Genomic DNA, 18,019 nt, shown 5'->3' on the forward strand with positions numbered 1-18,019 from the left:
TTCCAAGCGTCTCGTCTCGCGCCAGCAGGGAATGCCAAGACTTCGTTGCCAAGCCGTTTACGCGATCTTGACTCTGAAGCGTGCCAGGGCGCGGCGGCGATGCGACATTGCGGTGGACAGGCGCGCAATCCGCGCTATTGGGAAGCCCGATTTGCGAAAACCATACGATGGCGGTGTGCTCTGCAGACCCAGATCGATCGCAAGTCGCTGATAAGGCCCGATGGCGGAGTGGTTACGCAGAGGACTGCAAATCCTTGCACGCCGGTTCGATTCCGGCTCGGGCCTCCATTTTCAGGCTTGGCATCGCGGCAATGTCGCGACTAAGAGCCGCGACATTGCCGCCTTAGCTCAGCTGGTAGAGCATCGCATTCGTAATGCGGGGGTCACAGGTTCGAGTCCTGTAGGCGGCACCATCTCTTTCAGTAATGTTTTGCGAGGCCTGTGGTTCAAGAGCCGTTCGGCTAGTTGCGTGTTTGGGTCCTGTTTGGAGCGTTTTGGGCAGGCTCCCATTTCATACCAAGTTGGAGGTCTGAAAGTGGGCCGGGAGCGGACTGTCCGGTTCTTGGCTCAACTTTCAGGGTCGCTGACCTTTTTGCCCATGATCGCACGACCAGGGACAGCACAAACAGATATGCAGCACCCTATTTTACGACCACGCTTCTGATCGAACGGAACAATGTGGTCCAAATCTAGACGAGGGTATGAGATTTCACCAATCGTTCTAGCCACGGTTAGATATAACACCCTGAGGACGTTGGGTTTTTCAATCAGCGGATCAACCAATTCTCGATTTAGGACAATTCAGGGATTCGTGCTTTTGTTTGTTGGCACCTTTCGTTAAGAAATCGTTAACCGAATTGAGAGGGGCGATTCGTTTTCTCTCATATCGGCAGAGGGGTTGCTGAACTTGCATGTGCGCGAGGGCTCGATTTTGGGCCTGACTGCTCATGTCGTATTGATGATAAATCTAGGGGTTTACTTATGAAAAAGCTTATTCTTGCCGGTGCTGGTGCAGTCGTGGCGTTCTCTTCTACGCCGGCTCTTGCCGACCCGACGGCATCGGAAGATCTCGACATCTCTGCCACCGTTCTGCCTGAGTGCAGCCTGGCCGACCTTTCCCCGGTCGATTTCGGCAATCTCGCGATCGACACCGCTTCTGGCCCCGATGCGCTGCTGCTCACTGGCGACCGGTACGACAGTGGTCAGCAGACTTGGACGAGCTGCAACTATGCCGCAACGATTACGATCTCCGGCACACCGATGGAAAACCAGGATCAGGTCAACGACGGCCCGGATGCTGGTGATTTCACTGACGAGCTGCACTATCGTATCACCTGGCGTTCGGACAATGCGAACGATTTCCTCCAGGCAAACCTGCGCACAACCGATGGTTCTTCCGTTTCGCGTGCTCAGAACGGCGCGTTCCACAACAACGCCATCGTGAACACGGCGCTCACGGTTTCGGACAACCCGCTGCGCCCGCTGTCCGGCACCTACACCGCGACCGCTACGCTAACGCTCGGCGCCATCTAAAACAGTAAGCGAAAGTTCGCTTTCGCCGACTGTGACAAGAGGGGGAGTTTCGGCTCCTCCTCTTTTGCCGTCCTAGGGGGGCGCACCAAAAATTTACCGAGAGTGATAACGCGATCTTCCGGTCGCAACGTCACGCTCTCGAGCATTATGCAGAAGCAATTCGGAGGGGGCCGATGTCGTTTTTCACGCGAATAGTTATTTTCTTGGCGCTTGTCGTAGCCATGCCGACAGAAGCCGAGGCTTCGCGCGTTTCGCCAATGATCGTCGAGCTCGAGCCTACCGGGCGCGGCTCCATCGCTCGCATCGATCTTGTCAATGATGGCCTGCGCGACATCCCGTACGAAGTGCAGATGATGCGCGGAACGATCACGCCAGAAGGCGAGCTTCAGCTCTCTCCGGCCGATGCCGAATTCATCGTCTTTCCTGCGCAGACGATCGTCGAAAGCAACTCTCAGCAAGTGTTTCGCATCCAGTATGTGGGTGAAGAGGCGCTCGCCCGATCACAAGTATATTACATGTCGATCCGGCAGATCCCCGTGGACTTTGAACAGAACGTCTCGCAGATCCAGATGGTTGTTAATTACAACGTCCTCGTGAATGTCGTGCCGGATGGCACGCGCGCTGAGCCGGCGATACGCAGTGCCTCGCTAGCTACACGTCAGATCCCAGGGCCGCGCGATCCCGATGATGCAGATGCCGATGCTCCGATGGTCGAGCAGCGCGGGATCGAAGTCGACCTCGGGAACGTCGGAAGCCGCTTCTTTCTGGCTGGCCTGTCGGACTGGTCCATTACAGGACGCACGACCGCCGGCGAGCCATTCGAGATGACGCTGGAAGGGGACGAAGCGTCCCGCCTGATCGGAGTCGGCGTCGTCGCACCGGATGCGAACAGGCTGTTCTTCATCCCGACAGACACTCCGCTTGATCCACAGAGCATCCGCGTCACTGTCGAGCCCTGATCGATGACGGTGCGGGGGGGACAGATCCGTTCGCAGACCAGCAGGCTGGCACTCGCCGTGGCAGCGGTCTCCGCGATTGCGCCGCATATTCTGGGCGATAGCGCCAAAGCTCAGAGCATTGGGTCGCCTGTGGCCGCATTTGCCATTCCTGTGCATGCGAGCGGGGCCACCGATCCTTCGGAGGCCGTCGGGGAGACTGGCCAATCGACCACCTTCACCGTGCCGCTGATCTACGGACAAAGAGCCCTCGGCGATGTCCTCGTCCGCGTCGGCCGATCAAACGATGTGGCGATCGAAACGGAGACTTTCCTGGCGGAAATGGCCCTGCTGCTGAATGATGCGGGGCTGGCGCGCTTACGATCGCTGACAGCGGGTTATGCATATTTCGAACCGGAACGGATCGCTTCTCTCGGTATCGATGTGCGCTTCGACCAGAGGCGAATCGCCCTCGTCGTCGGCACAATCCCTGGAGAATTGAGGCCCGTACAATCGCTCGGGAGGGAAGGGCGAAGCTCCATCCGTCCGAACCTCCCGGTGCTCGAGCCAGAGCCTTTCAGTGCTTATCTCAATATCGCGCTCAATCAGGACTACCAGAGCGATCTGGATTTTGCGGAGCCCGAAGTCTTTCTGACCGGGGCCACGCGTTTCAACGACTTCGTACTCGAATATGACGGCGCCTTCAGCGACCAGTTCGGCGAAGGCCATCGTTTTTACAGGCGCGGTTTGCGTGCCGTGTACGACAGGCCCGAAAAGCAGCAACGCTTTACCGCTGGCGACCTGCGCGCGGTGACCCTCCCAATATTGCGCACACCGTTCATCGGCGGCATCTCGGTTGAGAAAGGCCGACGCATATTCGATCCCTTTCTTCCCGTCGCAAGACTTGGCGGACGAGAAATCTTTCTCGACAATCAATCGACGGTCGAAGTGCTTTTGAATGGTGACGTCTATCAGACGTTTCAGCTCGATCCCGGGCGGTACGATCTGTCGGATTTGCCTGTTCAAACAGGTGCGAACGACATTCAATTGTTGATCCGCGATTCGGCCGGTCGGCGACAGGTCATCGATTACCAATTCTTTTACGAGCCCCTCGACCTGCCGGCGGGAGAAAGCGAATATTCGATTGCGGTAGGCGCGCTGGCTCGTCAGCTCACTTTCGAACCCGACTATTCCGATGAATTTGCGCTTTCCGCATTTTATCGCCGCGGGATGTCGGACAGTCTCGTTCTCGGGGGTGGGTTGCAGGCATCGGAAGATGTGCAAGTGGCAGCTGTGACGGCATCCTTCGTGCCGCAAATCATTCCCGGCTCATTCGACGTCGAAGCTGCCATCAGCAACGATGGCGAAGAAACCGGTACGGCACTGCGCGCCAACTATCGGTTTCGCTCCGGCAATTCCTTTGCCGACAGCAAGCAACTGACACTCAGCGTCGATTACGAAAGCGACGGCTATAGAACACTTTCCGACATAATCCCGATCCAGTTCGATCTGCTGACTTTAAGCGCCAATTATACGCACGGCATTGACGAGCGCACTTTTGTGAATGCCGGTGCGACCTACTCGAGGATCGGCGGCGATAGCGGCAGCCGCGAACGCACGACGGTCTTTGCGGATGTGGTCCACCGTCTGAACGATCGCGTTCGACTGACCGGCGGCGTCGAATATGGAAATAGCCCATTCCTGGATAGCGATTTCGGCGTCCGCGTCGGAGTGGTGATGGATTTCGGCCGCAGCCACCGCGCGAATGTCGATTATCGAAGCAGGACGGAAACGCTCAGAGCGACGCTTTCTCGCGGTATCGAAGATGAAGTCGGCGCCTTCGGATACGATGTCGGATTTACCGATACCGATGGCCAGACCAGCGCCGATGCAAGTGTCAGCTATATCGGCAATCGTTTCGATGCGCGTCTGTTTGCTGTTTCATCAGGCCGCAATTTCGGAGAAATAACCGAGCGGCAGACCGTGCGGATGCAGGTGGGAACCTCCTTGGCGTTTGCGGGCGGGACATTCGGCATCGGGCGCCCCATCAATGACGCATTCGCTGTGCTGTCACCGCATCCCTCGCTCGAGAATATCGAAGTGGTTTCCGGTCGCAGCCTGGCGGACAATCGCTACGATGCGCGAAGCGGCCTTCTTGGCGGCGCGGTGCAAGGCGACCTGGTGTCGTATTCCAGCCAGGGAATTCAGTTCGACGCCGCCTCCGAAAAGATTGCGATAGATATCGGCGACGGCGTCGCGCAGGTAGAGCCGCCGTACCGCGCAGGCTATGCCGTGACTGTCGGTTCACCATATTTTGCGGTGGCAACCGGATTTCTTAGGGCCGGAGAGGAGCCGGTGGCGCTCGGGGTAGGAACGATAACATCGCCGGACGATCCGGAATTTGCGCCGAAGGCGTTTTTCACAAATTCGGCGGGACGGTTCGCAATAATCGGTCTTGCCCCTGGGGAGGACTACCTCATCACGCTGCAGGATGGGCGGCAATTCGCCATTTCCATGCCGGATGACACTCTCGAACTTTATCGTATGGGCGATATTTACGTGCCTGCGGAGGAGGAATAAATCATGCGCATCGGCATATTTGCGTCAGCAATTTTTCTTCTCACGGCATCGGTCGCACACCCCGCCTCCGCACAAGATTGCTCCCCGGAATTCACACAATCATCCCAAACCGTATCGATTACTGCGAGCGAGATCGGGACTGACCAAGTTCTGCGCGAAACCTTCGGCATCCGGGTTCGAAATCAGGGAAACGGGCAGTGTAGCGCCAGCTTGCGTTTTTCTTGGCAGACGACACCAACCGGCCCTCACGGCGTCTCCTATGCCTTGGTCAGCGCGTCACAGACAGTCGATATCCTTCCAGCGGACATAGGCGCTCCGTCAACCGCCAGCGACGTTTTCGTGGCCGGTATACCGAGCGGAAGCGGCAATGGGCGAAACGTGCCGCTTGCTGTTCAAGTGCCGCTCAGTTGGGGCATCGGAAGTGGTCTGACGAGCAGCTCGATCCTCGTGCAACTCATCAGCCCCGATGGTCAGGTCGTGGACCAGTTGAATCTCGCGATCGACATCAATGTGCTGCCTTCCGTAGCCTTGCGTATCGTCGGGGCGACCGGCCAAGGCCGCGTGGCAAGGGTCGACCTTGGAGCGATCGAGAATGATCGCATCAATCGATCGCAGCCGCTTGGTGTTAGGGTGTGGAGCACGTCGCCCTATCAAGTGACCTATCGCTCCGCCAACCGAGGCGCGCTCGTTCAAGCCGATTTGCCCGATCGCATAGAATACGAACTGCGTGCTGCAGGTGCTGTCGTCGATCTTACCGGCAATCGCCCATCAACCGTGGGCCAGCGCACATCATCCCTGGGCGACCTGCATTCACTCGAAGTGGTCGTCCCGCCTTTCGAGGCGCAAGCGGGAAAGTATGGCGACCGGGTAACTATCACAGTCACTGCTAGCTAGAGAATTCGCTTCAAATCGCAGTAAGGGCAAAACTCACGGTGAGCTGCTTTTGAAGGCGCTCACTTTGTATGGCGACCGGTATGGCGCCATGTCGTGCACCGCCCCGAAACTGAATTGGCGAAATGCCGTCGGGTGAAAGCTCCGACGTCGCTCCATCATAAATGACGCGAACCCGCTCATCGTCGGCGAGCGCCCGGTGATTTGCAAGTACGTGAAAGCCCCGGTTGCTATTACAGCTCTCAAAGACTGCACCGCGAGCAATATTCGCATCATCTCCCACAGAGAGAGTGGTGCTCTCAAGACCGCATTGGACCTTAACGCGCGCAGAAAGATTCACGTTTCCACCCGACTGATCCGAAGCAAATGCCGGCGTGCTGGCCGCGCTCAACCCGCACAGAAAAGTGAGCGCGGTGACAGCGCAAACGGGAAATTTTTTCGATCCAGTAAGGTCAGTAATACGCATCGGAGGCTCCTTTTTTCGCCTCCGGAATGCCTTATCTTGCTTAACTTTATCGAAGCCGACTTGGTTAACACGCTCCGATAAAAACGTCGATGCCTGCCGAACTCGGCTTGGCGTCGCCCCTACAAACACGCCCGGATGCTCATCCAAAACAGCCTTCTGTGGACAAGAAGATCGCAAAAATATTGAAGGTTCGGCGATGATCTTCGACGACTTCGCCCTAAGCTTGGTCCCGGACGGCTTCGCCTGATCCGGAAATGAAGACTGGGCGGCTGCTATTTCCGCCGCCCTACTTCATCGCAAAAACGTCTCCTGCAAGGCGTGTAATATCGGAAGCCGAATGGCTGACGAGCAGGATCGGTAATCCGATCTCGTCGCGAATGCGCTCTATCAGGTGATATAGCGCATTGGCCCTATCGGCATCGAGCGACGCGAGCGGTTCGTCGAGCAACAGATATTTCGGCCCGCTCAGCAGAGCTCGGGCGATAGCCACGCGCTTCGTTTCGCCGCCGGATAGAGTGGCCGGCCAGCGATTGAGCAAATCGCCTATCTCTAGAATCTCGATAATGTCGGAGCGGCTGATGACGCTGGCTCCTTTCTCGGCAAGCCTCTCCGCAAAAGCGAGATTTCCAGCCACGCGCCGATGCGGGAAAAGCCGGGCATCCTGAAAGACATACCCCACGCCTCTCCGCTCGGGCGCGACATGAAGGTCGGTGGCGCTGTTGAACAGGGTCTCTCCGCTAACGGCGATGCGGCCTTGCTCGGGTCGCAGGAGGCCAGCGATGGCGTTGAGCGCGCTCGTCTTTCCCACGCCCGAAGGCCCTATCAGCACCGCTACGCTAGCTGTCGAGCTAATGACGCAGCGCATCGGATGCTCGCCCGGCCGAAGCGTCACGTCGATTTCAAAGGACATGCGCGCGATTCCCCTGCGAACGCCGCACCAGCCATTCCGAAACGAGCAGCGCGCTGAGCGAGAGAACGATGGACATGCCTGCCAGCCTGGCGACGGCAGCTTCTCCGCCCGGCATCTGCAAGCCGGTATAGATCGCCAGTGGCAAGGTGCGTGTTTCGCCAGGGATATTGGCGGCAAAGGTAATCGTCGCGCCAAATTCTCCCAGCGAACGGGCAAAGCCCAGCATCGCCCCCGCGGCGATGCCCGGCATACTGAGCGGCAAGGTAACGGACAGAAATGCGCGCCACCGCGACGCGCCGAGCGTCCGCGCGGCGTCGACGAACCTGCGGTCCACCGCCTCGATCGAAAGGCGCATCGCCCTCACCATCAGCGGCAAAGCCATGACGGCCGCCGCCACTGCAGCGCCGGTCCAGTTGAAGACGAGGGTGATGCCGAGCGCCTCATCCAGCCACGCGCCGACGAGTCCGTTACGCCCGAGAAGCACCAGCAGGAGCCAGCCAGTGACGACGGGGGGCAGGACGAGCGGAAGATGGATCGCGGCATCGAGCAGCATGCGTCCGGGAAAGCGGCGCCGCGCGATGAGCCATGCCAGCGCGTATGCCACCGGCATCGTGACGATCATCGCAACGACGCTTACTTTCAGGGAAAGCGCGACCACCTGCCATTCGGCGGGCGACAGCATCACGAAGGCTGCTCGTAAGGCGTGAAACCGTGCCGCGCGAAGATGTCCATGGCTTCCATGCTATGCAGGAAAGCCAGAAAATCTGCCGCATCGGGATGCGTCGCTCCGGCAAGCCGGGCGGCTGGATATTCGATCTGCGGCGTGTCGCGGACATCGAAGATGGCAAGCTCCGCCACGCTGCGCGATGCTTGCGCGTCGGTTGCGTATACGATGCCGAACTCCGCTTCACCGGCCTCCACCAGCATGAGTGCGGCGCGCACATTTTCGGTCGGGATAATTCGCTCACCCATTACGGACCAGAGGCCCATCCGCTCCAGCGCCGCGCGCGCATAGCGACCGGCCGGCACGCTCTCGGGATCGGCCATCGCCAACCGCCAATCGTCGGTGCGCGTGAGGCGGTCCGCAATCGAGAGCGAAGGATCGTCCTGGCGCGGGGCGATAAGCGCGAGACGATTTCCCGCGATGACGCGGTGTGGTGCAGGATCGATCAGGCTCCGCTCCTCCAGCCATGACATCCACTCACGATCTGCGGTGATGATCAGATCTGCAGGCGCGCCCTCATCGACCTGCCGGACCAGGCTTGGCGTTCCCGCAAAAGAAAGGATCGGGTCGGGTCGCCCCGTGCGCTGCCATGCATCCGCAATGTCTTTCAGAGCGTTCTGCATGCTTGACGGTGCCAGCACGACCGGCCCCTCGGCGCGGTCAGCATCACAGGCCGACAGAACCAGCGCTGACAGCAGACAAGCAATGACGCGGAGAAGTCGGCCCCTCATCGCTTAATTTCCTATCCTCCGCCCCGGAATACGTCCAGCGCGGCGGAGCTCAGGCTTTCTCGTTTTCCAGCGGAGCGCCTCCAGGCCGGTTGGCGCGAATCATGAACTCCTTCGCACGGCGGACCGGCACGAGCAGGGCGCAGCGCACGCCCTCGGGGTCGAAATCCAGTTCGACTGGGTGACGCAATTCGTGGGCGACGATCCTCTCGATGAGGTCCATGCCAAAGCCGCGCGATCGCTCCTGCTTCACTGGCGGGCCTCCGCTCTCCCGCCATTCGACCCGCACCAGATCTTCGGCCACCAGCCGCCATTCCACATCCACCACGCCGCCGGACTTGCTGAGCGCGCCGTATTTCGCCGCATTCGTCGCCAATTCGTGCACGGCGAGGCCGAGAGACAGCGCATCGTTCGGCGCAAGCTCGACATCGGGGCCTTTCATATGGACTTGTCGATCCTCCCCCTGAGCGTAGGGCAGCAATTCCGCGTCGATAACGGAGCGTACCGGCGTACTGCCCCAATCCGATTGCGTGAGGAGATCGTGCGTGGCCGACAGCGCGCGGATGCGACCATCGAGACCGTCGGCAAATTCCTGCAGATCGTCCGCGCGCCGACGGGTCAACGCAATGATCGACAACACATTGGCAAGCGTGTTCTTCACGCGGTGATTGAGTTCCCGCGTCAGCGAATTGCGGATCGACGCCTGTTCTTCGAACCAGGCCAGGGACGCTTCGTCCTCCTGCGCCTGCTGCGTCAGCATGCGAACAAGCAGCATCAGTAGCGCACCGACAAGCAGCCCGAAGATCAGCGTGGCCATCGAAAGTCCGGACAGCCCTCCCTGCCCGCGCTCGAAGACGACCAATTGCCAGGGATTGTTCGCGATGGTGACCGTCATCGCCGCCTCGCGCGTATCGTCGGGCTGCTCTGCCTCGTCTTCGAAATTGCTGGCGAGCAGATTTTCCGTCTCGCGGTCGCCATCGTAGAGACGCACGCCGTAAGCGCCGGCATCTTCCAGCTCCAGCGCGCTCTGAAGGAAGTCGCGCGCATTGAAGGGACTGTAAATGAAGCCCTTCAGGCTGCGCCCGCCCTCGCTCGCTTCGAAAACCGGCATGAAGACGACGAAGCCGGGTGACTGCCCATCGCCTTCCTGCTGCAAAACGATCTTGTCGGTTGCCGTCGGCCGGGCCGTGCGCTCGGCTTCTTCCATTGCGGCGCGGCGCACGGGCTCCGAATACATATCGAAGCCCAGCGCCCGGCGATTTCGTTCCGTATCGGGTTGCAGATAGGTCACCGGAATCGCAAAGGGCTGCTCGGCCGACAATGGCGGATACAGCTCATTGCGTGTCCCCGGATCACCAGCCCTGGCATCGAAGGCGGCAATCTCGGAGGGGACTACAACTTGCGCCCAACCGATACCCTCGGCACCGCGATAATCGGCGTCGAGCCGTAGTTCCGAAACGAAGCGCCGGAAATCGTCGGGCGGAATATCGTCCATCGTCGATAGCAGCGCTGCACCTGCGCGCAGATAAGCACTGCTGGCATTGGCGCGACGTTCCAGCGCGGAGGCGATGGCGGTGGCGCGGGCATTCAGCTGCGCCCTGTCGCGCTCGGCTTCGCCATTTTCGATGGCGAAGATACTGAGCACGGTTATGGCGGCAATCAGAATGAAGATGCCGATGGGCAGGCCACGCGGGTAGCGCAGAAGCCATCGCTTCGTCCTGCTTCGCCCACTCGTTTTCTGCTCTTGCAAAACCATTCCTCAAGCGATGCAGGAAACTGTTATCGAAAACAGCTTCTTGCGTACCGAACCGCCCTGTTCTGCGCCGATCCGCGCGTTAAACCATTCATCCGGGGAACCGGAGCGGGCGCATTTCGTTCCGAACCCACGCAATAACGCGAATTGTTACAGTGATTGAACCGCCTCTTCGGATCGCACGGCGACAATCCCGACGGGAAACGACTTGATTGATGACCTCCTCTGAGGACCAAGCGAAGAAGGTTGCAACGCCTTCGGAAAAGGCGGATGATGCTGCCACGAAGGATCCGGAATGGAAATCCGGCCTTAAGCGCCTTTACGACAGCGTGCTGGACGAGCCGCTGCCGGACACTTTTAAGGATCTTCTCTCCAAGTTGGACGAAGACGAGGGGAAATGAGCCAGAACGACAAAAAGCGCGAGCTGCCCGAGCGCAGCGCCGACGACAAGCGCGCGTTCAAGACAGAGCTCACCGAAGTCGTGCCACATCTGCGCGCCTTCGCGCGTGGTCTATGCGGCCGTCCGGACATGGCCGACGATCTCGTGCAGGAAACCCTGCTGAAGGCATGGGCAGCACAGCAGCGGTTCGAACCCGGCACATCGATGCGCGCCTGGACCTTCGTGATCCTGCGCAACGCCTACCTCACCGATATGCGCCGCAACCGGTTCCGTGGCGAGTATGACGAGAACGTCGCCGAGCGCATCCTGACGGCACCTGCCGGGCAGGAAGAGCCGATCCACCTTTCCGACCTTCATCGTGCATTGCTGACGCTGCCGCCCGAACGGCGCGAGGCGCTGTTGCTTGTCGGCGCGGGAGGCTTTTCCTATGAAGAAGCAGCCAATATCTGCGGCTGTGCGGTCGGCACGATCAAAAGCCGCGTGGGCCGTGCCCGCGCCGCGCTCTCCAGCATGATCAAGGATGGCGACATTCCGGATCGTTCGCTGCACGACCCGGCCGCTCATCGCGCCATTCTCGAGGAACTGGACGAAGTCGCCGCGGGGCGCGGTGAAGCCGCCGCTTCCAACAATTAGTCCGGTCCGGTAAGGATCCGCAGGGTGAGCGAAGCGGACAATCCGAACGATCCCGAAGAAGTCGGCTTCAGCCGCCAGCGCACGATGACCTTCGCCGCGCAGGAATTGCGGCTGATTTCCGCCCTGGTGGTGTTGCTGGCGATCGGCCTGTTTCTGGCCTTGCCTTTCGTGCTTTCCATCGGCGCGGTGGTGTTTCTGCCGCTGGTCGCTGCAATCATTCTTACGATCATCCTTTCGCCGCTCGCGGACAAATTGTCGGCCTGGGGCATACCGAACACGCTATCGTCCCTGCTGGCGCTCCTTGTTTTCTTCGCCATCCTGGCCTTAGCGCTAACCGCCGTGCTGACGCCGGCGATCTCTCTTTACGACGAGGTCCCGGCTATGGTGGACCAGGTGGAGCGGCATTTCGCTGACTTGCAGGTGACCTTTGCCTGGGTGGGAGAGCTCAACCGCCAGCTTGCCGCGCTTTCCGGAGACGGAGAGCGGCAAGTCGTCATCGCCAATCCGACGATGCTCGAACAGGCCGCGCTCGCCACGCCAATCGTGCTGCTCGAAGTCTTGCTGACGTTCCTTCTCGCATTCTTCCTGATCGAAGCGCGCGTGCGGCTGCGCCGGCGCCTGCTGCTCGATCGCCAGCAGGTCGGCGGCAGCCTGAAGGCCGCGCGCGCCATACGGGAAGTGCAGGACAGGGTGGCGGCCTACATCCTGACCGTCGGGCTCATCAATACGGGGCTCGGCGTGGTCGTCGCCCTTGGCGCGTGGGCGCTGGGCATGGACGCGCCGATCATGTGGGGCGGGCTTGCCGCGCTGCTCAACTTCGTTCCCTATGTCGGACCGCTGGTGATGGTCATCCTGCTTGGCCTCTTCGGCCTCGGCTCCGCGGACTCGGTGCTTGTCGGCATGATTCCGGCCGCCGCATATCTGGCCCTTAACACGGTTGAGGCCAATGTCGTCACGCCCAGCGTCCTTGGCGCGCGCTTTACGATGAATCCGGTCGCGATCCTGATGGCGCTCACGTATTTCGGCTGGATATGGGGCGTTGCCGGCGCGCTGCTTTCGGTGCCGATCCTGCTCACGCTTACCGCGCTGGTCGATCATCTCGGCCGACCGAACCTGATCGGCTTCATGTTCGGGGAGCCGCTGTTCAGGACAAACATCCTGGAGATGCAGACCGAGGACTGAAACGAAAAAGGCCCGCCGAACCGACGGGCCTTTTCATTTGCGAAATACGGTCGCGATCAGTTGGGATAGGTCCAGACGGTGCCACGCGAAAGATTATCTGCCGCAAAATCCCAGTTCAGGTGATTGTCTACAACGGCATCGAGATAGCTCGGCCGCGCATTCTGGTGGTCGAGATAATAGGCGTGCTCCCATAGGTCGATGACGAGCAGCGGGTTGTGCCCCTGATCGACCACGGTGTCGGCATCATGCGTGTCGACGACGCTCAGCTTGCCGTCCTTTTCGACAAGCCAGACCCAGCCGCTGGCAAAGTGGCCTGCACCCTTGCTCTTCAACTGGTCCTTGAGCTCCGCAAGCGAGCCGAAGCTTTCTTCGATTTTCGCAGCCAGTTCACCGCTCGGGCCGGTGCTCTGCGGCGTCAGTGAATGCCAGTAAAAGCCGTGATTCCACGTCTGCGCGGAATTGTTGAACAGGCCCTGGTCAGATCCGCGCGATGCGGCGACGATGTCTTCCAGCGGCTTGTCAGCGTGATCGGTGCCTTCGATCGCGTCATTGGTCTTGTTCACATAGGCCTGGTGATGCTTACCGTGGTGATAATTGAACGTTTCCGCCGTGATCGCCGGTGCGATGGCTTCCTTGTCGTAGGGCAGATCGATGAGAGTGAATGCCATGAGTGGTCCGTCCTTCCTGTGATCGGTCTAATGGTGTTGCCAGCTTAACGCATGAGCCGCGCACAAGTTGCAGATCGCGGACCAAAGTCGGTACCGCGCGGAACCGGCATCGGCTTCGCGCGTGACAAGGGGGCCGGCAGGCGGCATGGCTTGCCCAGCACAGCCCATCCGCGGGAGAGATCATGGGACGCACCTATTTCGGCACGGACGGCATTCGTGGCCGCGCCAACGGCAAGACGCTTAACGCCGCGATCGCGATGAAGGTCGGCCAGGCGGCCGGACGCCGCTTCCTGCGCGGCGATCACAAGCATCGGGTGGTGATCGGCAAGGACACGCGCCTGTCAGGCTACATGATGGAAAACGCGCTGGTCGCGGGCTTTACCAGCGTCGGCATGGATGTGGTCATGACCGGGCCGATGCCGACACCCGCCGTGGCTCTGCTTACGCGCGAGATGCGCGCCGATATCGGGGTTATGATTTCGGCCAGTCACAATCTCTATCCCGATAATGGCATCAAGCTGTTCGGCCCTGACGGCTTCAAGCTGTCAGACGCTGACGAGGAAGCGATCGAGGCAATGATGGCGCAGGACCAGCCGCTTGCCGAGGGTGATGCCATCGGGCGCGCGCGGCGCATCGACGATGCGCGCGGGCGCTACATCCACGCGGTCAAGCAGTCGCTGCCTGCCGATTGCCGTCTCGACGGCCTGAAGATCGTGGTCGATTGCGCGCATGGCGCAGCCTACAACGTCACGCCCACCGCGCTCTGGGAATTGGGCGCAAGGGTGATCGCGATGGGTGTCGAGCCGAATGGCCGCAACATCAATGACGGCGTCGGCTCCACCGCGCTCGACGCGATCAGGGCGCGCGTCGTCGAGGAAGAGGCCGATATCGGCATCGCGCTCGACGGCGATGCGGACCGGTTGATCGTGATCGACGAAAAGGGGCGTCCGGTTGATGGCGACCAGATCATGGCACTGATCGGCAGCCGCTGGGGCAAGGACGGGCGCCTTCGCGGCGGCGGGGTGGTCGCCACGGTCATGTCCAATCTCGGCCTAGAGCGTTTCCTCGAAGGCGAAGGCCTTGAACTGGTCCGCACCAAGGTTGGCGATCGCTACGTTCTCGAAGCGATGAAGGCGGGTGGGTACAATGTCGGCGGCGAACAATCCGGCCACATGATTCTGCTCGATCACGCCACCACGGGCGACGGGACGGTGGCCGCGCTGCAAGTGCTTGCCGCGCTGGTCCGCACCGGCAAACCGGCGAGCGAGTTGCTGCATCTCTTCGATCCGGTGCCGCAAGTCCTCAAGAATGTCCGTTACGAAGACGGCGACCCACTCGAGGTCGAAAGCGTCAAGGATGCCATCGCTGCCGGCAAGGGCGAGCTCGGCGGGCGCGGGCGCCTCGTCATCCGCAAATCCGGAACGGAGCCGGTGATCCGCGTAATGGCGGAAGGCGATGATGAGGGACAGGTGATGAGCGTGGTCGATGGCATTTGCGATGCCGTTCGCGCGGCTGTCTAGAGGCCGATGACCAGCCGCCCGCCCCGTATCCTCGCCATCGCCGGATCGGACAGTTCCGGCGGCGCAGGCATTCAGGCGGATATCAAGACGATCACCATGCTCGGCGGCTATGCAATGACCGCAATCACTGCACTTACCGCACAGAACACGCGCGGCGTCCACGCGGTCGAAGCGATGGCGCCCGATTTCGTGGCTGCGCAGATCGATGCGTGCCTGGAAGACATAGGTGCGGACGCGGTGAAGATCGGCATGCTCGGCAGCGCGGATATCGCCGAGGTCGTGGCGGACAGGCTGGAAGACCTGCCATGCCCCGTCGTCTTCGATCCGGTCATGATCGCCACCAGCGGCAGCGTGCTGGCAGACGAGGCGACGATTGAAGTCTTCGAATGGCTGATGGAAATCGCCACGCTTACCACACCCAATGTGCCCGAGCTGGAAGCGCTCGGCGGCGCGGACGGCATGACGGCGCGTGGCATCGCCTATCTCGCCAAGGGCGGCGATGCCGACGGGCCGATGATCGAAGACCGCTTGGTGCGCCCGGGCTTGGAGGACGAGATCTGGAGCGAGGCACGGATCGTGACGAAGCACACGCACGGCACCGGCTGCACGCTCTCTTCCGCGATCGCCACAAGGCTGGCGGTCGGTGATCCGCTGGAAAAGGCGGTGGCCGAGGCACGCCGCTTCGTGCGCCACGCGCTCAGGCAGGCGCCGGGTTACGGCCTCGGAAACGGGCCGCTCGGGCATCAGGCGGTGCGGTAGACCCCGCCGCTAGCGAAAGACGATCGTCCGATTGCCGTTGAGAAGCACGCGGCGCTCGGCGGTCCAGCGCACGGCGCGCGCCAGCACATGTGCTTCCGTATCGCGACCGATGCGGATCATGTCCGCTTCGGTGGCGCGATGGTCCACACGCTCCACATCCTGCTCGATGATCGGACCCTCGTCGAGATCGCGCGTAACGAAATGGGCGGTCGCACCGATCAGTTTCACGCCGCGCGCGTGCGCCCTTCGATATGGCCGCGCGCCCTTGAAGCTCGGCAGAAAGCTATGATGGATGTTGATGCATCGGCCAGCAAGCGCATCCACGCACTCTCCCGACAGGATTTGCATATAGCGCGCCAGCACAACATAATCCGTGCCGGTCTCCTCGACCAGCGAAAGAAGCTGCGTCTCCTGCTCCGCTTTCGTTTCGGGTAAAACGGGCAGATGATGATAGGCAATGCCGTGCCATTCCACGAGTTCGCGCAAATCATCGTGATTGGAGACGACGGCGGCAATCTCCACCGGCAGGCTGCGCGCGCGCCAGCGATACAGCAGGTCGTTAAGGCAATGACTGGCTTTCGACACTGCAATGAGAAGCCGGGGCCTCTCTGCGGTGTCGTGCAGATCGAGCGTCATGGCGAACCGGTCGGCGATGGGTTCCAGACTGCTGCGTAGCGCGCTCACATCTGTAGGAAAACCCCGCCCAGCCGGGGCGAAGTGAACGCGCATGAAGAAGCGGCCAGCGTCGAGATCGGCATATTGCTGGCTGTCCAGAATGAAGCCGTCGATCTGTGCAAGATGGCCGCTTACCGCGGCGACGATTCCCACCTCGTCGGCGCATGATAAAGTGAGGATATAGCTTGCCGCGGTATCGGTCATGGTCGGCTACAGATCGTAAAAGTCCGCAATCGCCGCCCAGCCTTCTTCGGCCGTTTCGCACCAGGTGATGAGGTCGAGATCCTTCTTCGACACCGTGCCTTCTTCGGCGAGCGCTTCCAGATCGACGACGCGGTTCCAGAATTCCTTGCCGAACAGCAGGATCGGCATGGGCTTCATCTTGCCGGTCTGCACCAGCGTGAGAAGCTCGAAGAACTCGTCGAACGTGCCGAAGCCGCCGGGGAATACCGCCACCGCGCGGGCGCGCAGCAGGAAATGCATCTTGCGCAGCGCGAAATAGTGGAAATTCAGCGACAGATACGGCGTCACGTAGGGATTGGGCGCCTGCTCGTGCGGCAGGATGATATTGAGCCCGATGCTCTCGGATCCCGCATCGCTCGCGCCCTTATTGGCCGCCTCCATGATCGACGGCCCGCCGCCAGAACACACCACGAACTGGCGCTTGCCGTCTTCGACGATGGCCATCTCGCTGACCATCTTGGCGAAGCGATAGGCTTCCGCATAATATTTGCTCTTGGCCGCCAGGCTGCGAACCACCTTGGCCTCGTCCTCGGGCAGGCTCTCTGCCTGCTTGAGTGCAGCGTCGGCTGCCTCGGGCGGGGGAATGCGGGCAGAACCGTACATCACCAGCGTCGAGCCGACGCCTGCCTCGTCCAGCAGCATTTCGGGCTTCAACAGTTCGAGCTGGAAGCGGACCGGGCGCAATTCCTCGCGCAGCAGGAAATCCGTGTCGCGGAAGGCCAGCTTGTAAGCCGGGTGGCGGGTCTGCGGGGTATCGTCGGGATTGGCTTCGGCGAATTTCGCTTCGCTGTCGGCGTGGTAGAAGCGGTGATCGGTCAGATCGCCGTCCCGCTTTCTCTTGTCGGAACTCACATATTTCTCCTGAAAGTCTTTGGGATACGGCCCTATCCGCCTCGTGCGGGCTTGGAAAGGGTCGACGCGCGCCGGACTTCGCACAGCGCCCCGCGACCTTTGGGAGACAGTGGTTAACCTTTCGCAAGAGTTCTAGGAAACCAAGCGCGGCCCTGCACGTTGCTCCGGCCAATACCAAAGAAAGTATATGAAGGTTCGCGCTGCAATGCCCAATGTCATGATCGTCGACGATGAAGCCATGGTGCTACTCGACCTTGTCATGACGGTCGAAGAATTGGGCTACGAGGTGCACTCCGAATGCTGCTGCCTGAAAAATGCGCTGGACGCGGCAGATGGCGCGCCGCCGGACGTCGCGCTGCTCGATATCGATGTGGCGGGAGAGCCCGTCTGGCCGCTGGCGCGCAAGCTCGCCGAGAAAGGCCGGCCGATGGTGTTCATCAGCGCCAATCTCTCGCATGCCGAACTGCGTGAGGAATTTGCCGAGTGCCTGGCGCTCGACAAACCTGTTTCGCGTGCGGAAATTGCCGAGGCGATCGAGCAGGCTCTGGCGCCGCAGGGCGCTTAACC

The 18,019-nt window shown here is 60.7% G+C and carries 18 protein-coding genes and 2 tRNA genes; 12 read left to right on the forward strand and 8 right to left on the reverse strand.

Features of this window, described 5'->3' with window-relative positions; all coding sequences use genetic code 11:
• Nucleotides 1–214: 214 nt before the first annotated feature.
• From D6201_RS07360 to D6201_RS12825, 6 genes are all read left to right on the forward strand, one after another.
• A tRNA-Cys gene (locus D6201_RS07360) sits at nucleotides 215–288 on the forward strand.
• A gap of 49 nt (nucleotides 289–337) precedes the next feature.
• A tRNA-Thr gene (locus tag D6201_RS07365) sits at nucleotides 338–413 on the forward strand.
• 568 nt (nucleotides 414–981) lie between these two features.
• On the forward strand, nucleotides 982–1,533 hold the full coding sequence (locus D6201_RS07370) for a hypothetical protein (protein ID WP_120048204.1): 552 nt from the start codon (nucleotides 982–984) through the stop codon (nucleotides 1,531–1,533).
• Nucleotides 1,534–1,790: 257 nt separating this feature from the next.
• Complete coding sequence (locus tag D6201_RS07375) at nucleotides 1,791–2,492, forward strand: fimbria/pilus periplasmic chaperone (protein WP_165853517.1); 702 nt, start codon at nucleotides 1,791–1,793, stop codon at nucleotides 2,490–2,492.
• Between the two features lie 3 nt (nucleotides 2,493–2,495).
• Entirely contained in the window at nucleotides 2,496–5,048 is a 2,553-nt protein-coding gene (locus D6201_RS07380) for a fimbria/pilus outer membrane usher protein (RefSeq protein ID WP_120048206.1), read from the forward strand.
• A 3-nt stretch (nucleotides 5,049–5,051) separates the two neighbouring features.
• Nucleotides 5,052–5,942, forward strand: a complete 891-nt coding sequence (locus tag D6201_RS12825) for a hypothetical protein (RefSeq protein WP_133303968.1) — start codon at nucleotides 5,052–5,054, stop codon at nucleotides 5,940–5,942.
• Nucleotides 5,943–5,952: 10 nt separating this feature from the next.
• Here the strand turns inward: D6201_RS12825 and D6201_RS12830 are convergent, their stop codons facing one another.
• From D6201_RS12830 to D6201_RS07410, 5 genes are all read right to left on the reverse strand, one after another.
• Nucleotides 5,953–6,405, reverse strand: coding sequence for a hypothetical protein (locus D6201_RS12830; protein ID WP_133303969.1), 453 nt, complete (start codon nucleotides 6,403–6,405; stop codon nucleotides 5,953–5,955).
• Nucleotides 6,406–6,691: 286 nt separating this feature from the next.
• A complete protein-coding gene (locus D6201_RS07395) occupies nucleotides 6,692–7,315 on the reverse strand; it encodes an ATP-binding cassette domain-containing protein (protein WP_120048209.1) in 624 nt (207 codons plus the stop codon).
• On the reverse strand, nucleotides 7,305–7,997 hold the full coding sequence (modB, locus tag D6201_RS07400) for a molybdate ABC transporter permease subunit (protein WP_193725710.1): 693 nt from the start codon (nucleotides 7,995–7,997) through the stop codon (nucleotides 7,305–7,307). The genes D6201_RS07395 and modB overlap by 11 nt, the downstream gene beginning before the upstream one ends.
• Nucleotides 7,997–8,770: a molybdate ABC transporter substrate-binding protein gene (modA, locus tag D6201_RS07405; RefSeq protein ID WP_120048211.1), complete on the reverse strand. Its 774-nt coding sequence runs from the start codon at nucleotides 8,768–8,770 to the stop codon at nucleotides 7,997–7,999. Before modA ends, modB begins: the two co-directional genes overlap by 1 nt.
• Nucleotides 8,771–8,819: 49 nt before the next feature.
• Nucleotides 8,820–10,517, reverse strand: a complete 1,698-nt coding sequence (locus D6201_RS07410; protein ID WP_242447474.1) for a CHASE domain-containing protein — start codon at nucleotides 10,515–10,517, stop codon at nucleotides 8,820–8,822.
• Nucleotides 10,518–10,735: 218 nt separating this feature from the next.
• Here D6201_RS07410 and D6201_RS07415 point away from each other — a divergent pair, with 218 nt between their 5' ends.
• Genes D6201_RS07415 through D6201_RS07425 form a run of 3 tightly spaced genes read left to right on the forward strand, consistent with a single transcriptional unit; the run spans nucleotide 10,736 to nucleotide 12,735 of the window.
• Nucleotides 10,736–10,921 carry a NepR family anti-sigma factor gene (locus D6201_RS07415; RefSeq protein WP_120048213.1) on the forward strand — a complete coding sequence of 62 codons (186 nt, stop codon included), beginning with the start codon at nucleotides 10,736–10,738 and terminating at the stop codon, nucleotides 10,919–10,921.
• Entirely contained in the window at nucleotides 10,918–11,553 is a 636-nt protein-coding gene (locus D6201_RS07420; RefSeq protein WP_120048214.1) for a sigma-70 family RNA polymerase sigma factor, read from the forward strand. Before D6201_RS07415 ends, D6201_RS07420 begins: the two co-directional genes overlap by 4 nt.
• Nucleotides 11,554–11,577: 24 nt before the next feature.
• Nucleotides 11,578–12,735, forward strand: a complete 1,158-nt coding sequence (locus tag D6201_RS07425; protein ID WP_242447475.1) for an AI-2E family transporter — start codon at nucleotides 11,578–11,580, stop codon at nucleotides 12,733–12,735.
• A 56-nt stretch (nucleotides 12,736–12,791) separates the two neighbouring features.
• Here D6201_RS07425 and D6201_RS07430 read toward each other — a convergent pair whose 3' ends face one another.
• Nucleotides 12,792–13,403, reverse strand: coding sequence for a superoxide dismutase (locus tag D6201_RS07430; RefSeq protein WP_120048215.1), 612 nt, complete (start codon nucleotides 13,401–13,403; stop codon nucleotides 12,792–12,794).
• Nucleotides 13,404–13,585: 182 nt separating this feature from the next.
• Here D6201_RS07430 and glmM point away from each other — a divergent pair, with 182 nt between their 5' ends.
• Nucleotides 13,586–14,923 (forward strand): phosphoglucosamine mutase, encoded by a 1,338-nt coding sequence (gene glmM, locus D6201_RS07435; protein ID WP_120048216.1) that lies wholly within the window; start codon nucleotides 13,586–13,588, stop codon nucleotides 14,921–14,923.
• Between the two features lie 6 nt (nucleotides 14,924–14,929).
• Nucleotides 14,930–15,682, forward strand: a complete 753-nt coding sequence (gene thiD, locus D6201_RS07440) for a bifunctional hydroxymethylpyrimidine kinase/phosphomethylpyrimidine kinase (RefSeq protein WP_120048217.1) — start codon at nucleotides 14,930–14,932, stop codon at nucleotides 15,680–15,682.
• Nucleotides 15,683–15,691: 9 nt separating this feature from the next.
• Here thiD and purU read toward each other — a convergent pair whose 3' ends face one another.
• Nucleotides 15,692–16,561: a formyltetrahydrofolate deformylase gene (gene purU / locus D6201_RS07445; RefSeq protein WP_120048218.1), complete on the reverse strand. Its 870-nt coding sequence runs from the start codon at nucleotides 16,559–16,561 to the stop codon at nucleotides 15,692–15,694.
• Nucleotides 16,562–16,567: 6 nt separating this feature from the next.
• Nucleotides 16,568–17,452: an LOG family protein gene (locus D6201_RS07450; protein WP_120048219.1), complete on the reverse strand. Its 885-nt coding sequence runs from the start codon at nucleotides 17,450–17,452 to the stop codon at nucleotides 16,568–16,570.
• A 187-nt stretch (nucleotides 17,453–17,639) separates the two neighbouring features.
• Between D6201_RS07450 and D6201_RS07455 the strand changes: the two genes are divergently transcribed.
• Entirely contained in the window at nucleotides 17,640–18,017 is a 378-nt protein-coding gene (locus tag D6201_RS07455) for a response regulator (RefSeq protein ID WP_120048220.1), read from the forward strand.
• Nucleotides 18,018–18,019 lie beyond the last annotated feature (2 nt).

The organism is Aurantiacibacter aquimixticola (assembly GCF_003605475.1).
Lineage (GTDB): Bacteria > Pseudomonadota > Alphaproteobacteria > Sphingomonadales > Sphingomonadaceae > Alteraurantiacibacter > Alteraurantiacibacter aquimixticola_B.